The 5,431-nt window shown below is 57.5% G+C and carries 9 protein-coding genes; all 9 read left to right on the top strand.

Annotation, left to right across the window (positions count from 1 at the left end):
* Window positions 1–60: 60 nt before the first annotated feature.
* Window positions 61–513, top strand: coding sequence for an RNA polymerase subunit sigma-24 (locus D1646_RS09900; protein WP_160636309.1), 453 nt, complete (start codon window positions 61–63; stop codon window positions 511–513).
* A gap of 7 nt (window positions 514–520) precedes the next feature.
* The gene (locus D1646_RS09895; protein WP_160636308.1) at window positions 521–982 is read left to right on the top strand and encodes a sigma-70 family RNA polymerase sigma factor; all 462 of its coding nucleotides are present in this window, start codon (window positions 521–523) and stop codon (window positions 980–982) included.
* Window positions 983–987: 5 nt separating this feature from the next.
* Window positions 988–1,257: a DUF3847 domain-containing protein gene (locus D1646_RS09890; protein WP_160636307.1), complete on the top strand. Its 270-nt coding sequence runs from the start codon at window positions 988–990 to the stop codon at window positions 1,255–1,257.
* Window positions 1,258–1,419: 162 nt separating this feature from the next.
* Window positions 1,420–2,880, top strand: a complete 1,461-nt coding sequence (gene mobQ, locus D1646_RS09885; protein WP_347565178.1) for a MobQ family relaxase — start codon at window positions 1,420–1,422, stop codon at window positions 2,878–2,880.
* On the top strand, window positions 2,877–3,227 hold the full coding sequence (locus tag D1646_RS09880; RefSeq protein WP_160636306.1) for a cysteine-rich VLP domain-containing protein: 351 nt from the start codon (window positions 2,877–2,879) through the stop codon (window positions 3,225–3,227). The genes mobQ and D1646_RS09880 overlap by 4 nt, the downstream gene beginning before the upstream one ends.
* A gap of 140 nt (window positions 3,228–3,367) precedes the next feature.
* A complete protein-coding gene (locus D1646_RS09875; protein WP_160636310.1) occupies window positions 3,368–4,081 on the top strand; it encodes a replication initiator protein A in 714 nt (237 codons plus the stop codon).
* On the top strand, window positions 4,078–4,905 hold the full coding sequence (locus tag D1646_RS09870) for an ATP-binding protein (RefSeq protein WP_160636305.1): 828 nt from the start codon (window positions 4,078–4,080) through the stop codon (window positions 4,903–4,905). The genes D1646_RS09875 and D1646_RS09870 overlap by 4 nt, the downstream gene beginning before the upstream one ends.
* A 12-nt stretch (window positions 4,906–4,917) precedes the next feature.
* Complete coding sequence (locus D1646_RS09865; RefSeq protein WP_016321373.1) at window positions 4,918–5,127, top strand: hypothetical protein; 210 nt, start codon at window positions 4,918–4,920, stop codon at window positions 5,125–5,127.
* Window positions 5,117–5,431, top strand: a 315-nt coding sequence (locus D1646_RS09860; protein ID WP_160636304.1) for a recombinase family protein, incomplete at its 3' end; no start/stop codon positions are given. The genes D1646_RS09865 and D1646_RS09860, both read left to right, overlap by 11 nt.

The raw sequence follows: 5,431 nt of genomic DNA, 5'->3' as shown, positions 1-5,431 counted from the left end.
ATCACCGGGAGGGACAAGCAGTTTCGGCTGTTTGTCCCTCCTGTCATTTAGGAGGTCAAAATGAAAATCATCAACCTACGGCTCCACTACCCCCACTGTCAGCAGGACAAGCTGGTGGAGGTCAGCGAGGAAGTCTTTGACGTGCTGTGCCAGTCCGTCCGGGAAATGCGGAACTATGAGCGCCGCAAACGGTATCACCGGGCGTTCTACTCGCTGGATGCCTACGACTGGACGGAAAACTATGCCCTGGAACACAGCCCGTCCCCGGAGCAGCTTGTCATGCTGGCCGAGGAACAGGCGGAGCGTGACCGGCTGGCTGCTGCCTTGCGGGAGGCCCTGGCCTACGCCACCCCCACCCAGGCCCGCCGTGTCTGTGCCTACTATCTGGGCGGGCTGACCCAGCAGCAGATCGCAGACCGTGAGCGCGTCCACAACAGCAACGTGTGTCTGTCCATCCGCCGTGGCCTGTGCAATCTCCGCCGCTATTACGCAGACCACCCCCAGGGGAAGTGAGGGCGGCATGGCAATCATCAATTTGCGAAAGCACTATTACCCGCTCTACACAAAGGACACGTTCATTGAAGTGCCGGACGAGGTTGCCGCCGTCATGGAGGAATGTCGGCTCTACGAGAACCGGCAGGAGGGCCGGAAAAGTTACTATCATGTTTACTCCATGGATTGCAGCCCCGGCATTGAGAACCATGCCATGTTCCTGGTACAGTCCCCGGAGGATTTGATAATCCGGGAAATTGACGAGGCCGCTGAAGAACTGCTGTTGGAGCATTTGGCGGAGGCCATATCACAGCTATCCCCCACCCAGGCACGGCGGCTCCATGCCCGGTATGCCTTGAAGAAAAAATTTCGGGAGATTGCGGCGGACGAGGGCATCAGCGGGAGTTGTGCCTGTGACAGCGTGACCGGCGCTCTCAAGAAATTGCAGAAGATTTTTGCTAAAAATGGCTGGCTGGAAAAGGAGGATTGACAGCTATGGACAAGCCCCAGGATGAGCAGGAAGTTGAGAAGAAAATCGCCCAATATCAGAACCGCCAGAAGATTTTGCTGAACAAAAAGCGCAGCGAGGAACACCGGGCCAGGACGCACCGGCTGATTGGCCGTGGGGCCATTTTGGAGGCTGTTTTCCCCGCTGTCATGGAAATGGAGGGCGAGGAAGTCAAAGCGTTTCTTATCGCTCTTTCCCGTCTGCCGGGGGCGGCGGAGCTTGCGGAAAAGGCGCAGAACGCCAGAGACAAGGGGTAGTCCGTTCGTAGAACGGCGCACTTATACACCGTGGCCGGTGTCGTGCGCCCTGCCGGGGGCTTGTTGCGTCCTTCGGACGCGATGGGGGCTGCGCCCCCAAACCCCCGCACCCCCGCCAGAAAGTGACACCCGTTGCGCGTCTGTCACTTTCCGGCGGGGCCAATATCCAGCACTGAAAGGAGGTGCGTTTTTACGGCAATTTTCCATTGTCCCATCCAAATTATCCAGCGGAGCCAGGGCAAGTCCGCTGTGGCCGCTGCCGCCTATCGGAGCGGCGAAAAGCTGGTAAACGAGTGGGACGGCATGACCCACGACTACACCCGCAAGGGCGGTGTTGTCCATACAGAAATCATGCTGCCCGCCCACGCCCCGCCAGCGTTCGCAGACCGCTCCACCCTCTGGAACAGTGTGGAGGAAATCGAAAAATCCAGCACCGCCCAGCTTGCCAGGGAAATTGAAGTGGCCTTGCCGGTTGAGTTGTCCAGGGCGGAGCAGCTTGCCCTTGTCCGAGCGTTCGTCAAGGAAAATTTTGTGGATGCTGGAATGTGCGCCGACTTTGCCATCCACGATAAAGGAACCGGCAACCCTCACGCCCATATCATGCTCACCATCCGCCCCATTCGAGAGGACGGCAAGTGGGGAGCAAAATGCCGCAAGGTGTACGATTTGAACGGCCAGGGCCAGCGCATCCCGGATGGCAAAGGCGGCTGGAAGAACCATCGGGAGGACACCACCGACTGGAACCAGAGAGGGAACGCCGAGAAGTGGCGGGCGGCGTGGGCGGCTTATACCAACCGGGCCTTAGAAGTTGCTGGCAGGCCGGAGCGCATCGACCACCGCAGCTACAAGAGGCAGGGCGTTGACAAAATTCCAACCGTTCACATGGGGCCTGCCGCCAGCCAGATGGAGCGCCGGGGCATTGTCACCGAGAAAGGAAATATCAACCGGGAAATCGCCGCCGACAACAAGTTGCTGAAAGAAATTAAAGCCCGTATTACCCGGCTCTACAACTGGAGCAAGGAGCAATCTACCCAGCCCCAGGGTCGGGAAAGCATCATGGATTTTCTTTTCCAGGCAAGGCAGGACACTGCCCCGACTTCCCGCTATGGCAAGGTCAAGGCGCTCAAGGCGGACGCAAAACTTTTCAATTTTCTGATGGAGAACGGTATCAAATCCATGCAGGAATTGTTTGACAAGGTTGCCGCCATGAACGGTGATTATTACGATTTGCGCGGCAAGATTGTCAAGACCGAACGCCGGTTGTCTGTTTTGAATGAGCGGCTGGAAATGTGGGAGCAGTATCAAAAATACAAGCCTGTCCGCCAAAAGCTGGACAAGGTTTCGCCGGGAAAGCGAGAGCAATTCGAGCAGCGGCACAGCGCCGACCTTGCCCTGTTCCATGCCGCCGTCCGCTACCTGGACACGCTGAAAGCCTCCGGCGAGGCCATCACCCCCAAGGCGTGGAGGGCCGAGGTCCAAAGGCTGACCGCCGAGAAAGACGCTGATTATTTGAAAATGCGTGATATGCGGGAGGATATTAAGGCGGTTGAGACTTTGAAAAAGACCGCCGAGCGTCTTGCCAGGGAGGGCCAGACCCAGCGCAGGGAGGAACAGGAGCGATGATACCCCACATGACCTATCCGCAGTACCGCACTGTCCAACGGCTGGTACATAGCTGCTGCAACTACGACCGGGGGAATTGTCTGCTGCTGGACGATGGGGAGGAATGTGTCTGTCCACAAAGCATTTCCTACTCACTGATCTGCCGCTGGTTCCGGGCCGCTGTGCTGCCGCTGGATGAAAGCCTGTGCGCCGCTCTGCTCTACCGGGAGGACATGAAGAAATGCGTCCTGTGCGGAGGCCGGTACATTCCCAAGTCGAACCGGGCCAAATACTGCCCTGATTGCGCCGAACAGGAGCGGCGGCGAAAGACCCGTGAACGGGTGCGCCGTCATAGGGCTGGTATGTAACGCTTTAGGCCCAAAACGGCCCTGATTTTTCAAGGCTTTCCGGGCGTGGTCGATAGGGGGGCTGTATGTTATCATTCCGAACCCCTAAAACGGCCCTCTAACGGCCCACAAATCGGGAGGTGAACACGATTGCCGATTACATGACTGCCGACACCAAATTGCCGCCCTACCTGCCCTATCCCCGTTTTTTGATGGAGGCGGATTTGGCGCTGGCTACCAAGCTGGTCTACGCTGTTCTGCTGGATAGGGCGCAGCTCTCCCAGGCCAACGGCTGGGCTGATGACAGCGGCCAGATTTACATTGTCTTTCCCATTGCCGAGATTGCCAACGCCATTGACCGCAGCCCCATGACAGTGAAGAACGCCTTGAACGAACTGGAAACCGCCGGTCTGATTGAGCGACACCGACGGGGACAGTCCCAGCCGAACCGCATTTTTGTCAAGATACCTGATGGACAAGATATTGTCCGCTTGATGGACAAAAAACTGTCCTCCAGATGGACAGAAAATTGTCCTCCTGATGGACAGAAAACTATCCCTTTGATGGACAGAAAATTGTCCACTAATAACCTTACGAGTAACCTGAGTGAATTACCTTACGGGAGAGAGGGCGCGTGCGCCCGCGCGCGAGGCCGCTATGAGAATGTTTTTCTGACCGAGGCGGAGGTTGCCGAGCTGCAAGCCGACTTTCCCTCTGTCTGGCAGGAGTACATCGAGCGTTTGTCTGAATACATGGCCTCCACCGGCAAGACCTACAAGAGCCACGCCGCCACTATTCGCCGCTGGGCCAAGGAGGACGGCCGAAAAAGAAAAAATATGCCTGACTATTCGTGCAAGGAGGGCGAGAGCCTATGAACGATTTTGACAGCATCATCAAGCGCATCACCGTGACCCGGCTGGAACCGGGGGACTATACCGGCGAGGACGGGCTTTTGTACTGCGGCAAGTGCCGCACCCCGAAACAGTTTCGCATGGAGGCCCCGCCGTTGGAGGGCCGCTTGCTCCCCCACCCCTGCCGCTGTGAGCAGGAGCGCATCGACCGGGAGGCAGCGGAGCAGGAGGCCCGCCGTCACCGTCAGGCCGTGGCCGAATTGAAGCGCTGGGGCTTTACTGACCCCGCCATGAGGGAGTGGACGTTTGCCAATGACAACGGCAAATGCCCGCAGATGAAACACGCCCGGTTCTACGTTGAGAACTGGACGGCCATGCAGGAGGAAAATATCGGCTATCTGCTGTGGGGAGGCGTGGGGACTGGCAAAAGCTACTTTGCCGGTTGCATCGCCAATGCTCTGATGGAACAGGAAGTGGCCGTCCGCATGACGAACTTTGCCCTGATACTCAACGACCTGACCGCCAGCTTTGAGGGCCGCAACGAGTACATAGCCCGCCTCTGCCGCGCCCCGCTGCTGATACTGGACGATTTTGGAATGGAACGTGGGACGGAGTACGGATTGGAGCAGGTCTACAACGTGATTGACAGCCGCTACCGCAGCCGCAGGCCGCTGATCGTCACCACGAACTTGTCCCTTCAGGATTTGCAGCACCCCCAGGACACCGCCCACGCCCGCATCTATGACCGGCTGTTGGAGATGTGCGCCCCTATCCGTTTTTCCGGCGAGAACTTCCGCAGGGCAACGGCGCAGGACAAGCTGGCACGTCTGAAAAATCTGATGGACTGAAAGGAGCCGCCTATGGCAAAAGCAAAGGAGCCTGTTATTACCGTCAGCACCGTATTCGCCGGGAGACAGACCGACAGGCAAGCCTTTATTGACTTAATCATACAGAAAAATGAGATTGTGAAATCACAACTTTCCCTTGACGCCGGACGTGCAGCAGGGTATAATGAAATTACTCCAAAACGCGGCATACACAGCGGGATGGAGGTCAAAAATGAGGACTAACACTGTGTATGCTGAACCCTACCCCCAGGAGGTGAGAGCAGCTATCTATTGCCGCTTGTCCAAGGACGACGATTTGAGCGGCCCCAGCGCAAGCATCCAGAACCAACGGGAATTGTTGTGCCGGTACTGTGAGGAACAGGGCTGGCGTGTGGCAGGGATTTTCCAGGATGATGGGTACACCGGCCTGAACATGGAGCGCCCCGACTTTCAGAAGATGCTGGCGGCGGTTGAGCGGAAAATGTTCGATGTGGTTTTGACGAAAGACCTCTCCCGGCTGGGCCGGAACTATTTGCAGGTGGGCCAA

Source organism: Pseudoflavonifractor sp. 60 (assembly GCF_009911645.1).
GTDB lineage: Bacteria > Bacillota > Clostridia > Oscillospirales > Oscillospiraceae > Lawsonibacter.
The sequence above is the reverse complement of the archived record's forward strand: the minus strand, read 5'-3'. Positions and strand labels throughout refer to the sequence as shown.

Coding starts and splice junctions, on each gene's coding strand:
- D1646_RS09900 (WP_160636309.1), top strand. CDS start 61: ATGAAAATCATCAACCTACGGCTCCACTACCCCCACTGTCAGCAGGAC.
- D1646_RS09895 (WP_160636308.1), top strand. CDS start 521: ATGGCAATCATCAATTTGCGAAAGCACTATTACCCGCTCTACACAAAG.
- D1646_RS09890 (WP_160636307.1), top strand. CDS start 988: ATGGACAAGCCCCAGGATGAGCAGGAAGTTGAGAAGAAAATCGCCCAA.
- D1646_RS09880 (WP_160636306.1), top strand. CDS start 2,877: ATGATACCCCACATGACCTATCCGCAGTACCGCACTGTCCAACGGCTG.
- D1646_RS09875 (WP_160636310.1), top strand. CDS start 3,368: ATGACTGCCGACACCAAATTGCCGCCCTACCTGCCCTATCCCCGTTTT.
- D1646_RS09870 (WP_160636305.1), top strand. CDS start 4,078: ATGAACGATTTTGACAGCATCATCAAGCGCATCACCGTGACCCGGCTG.
- D1646_RS09865 (WP_016321373.1), top strand. CDS start 4,918: ATGGCAAAAGCAAAGGAGCCTGTTATTACCGTCAGCACCGTATTCGCC.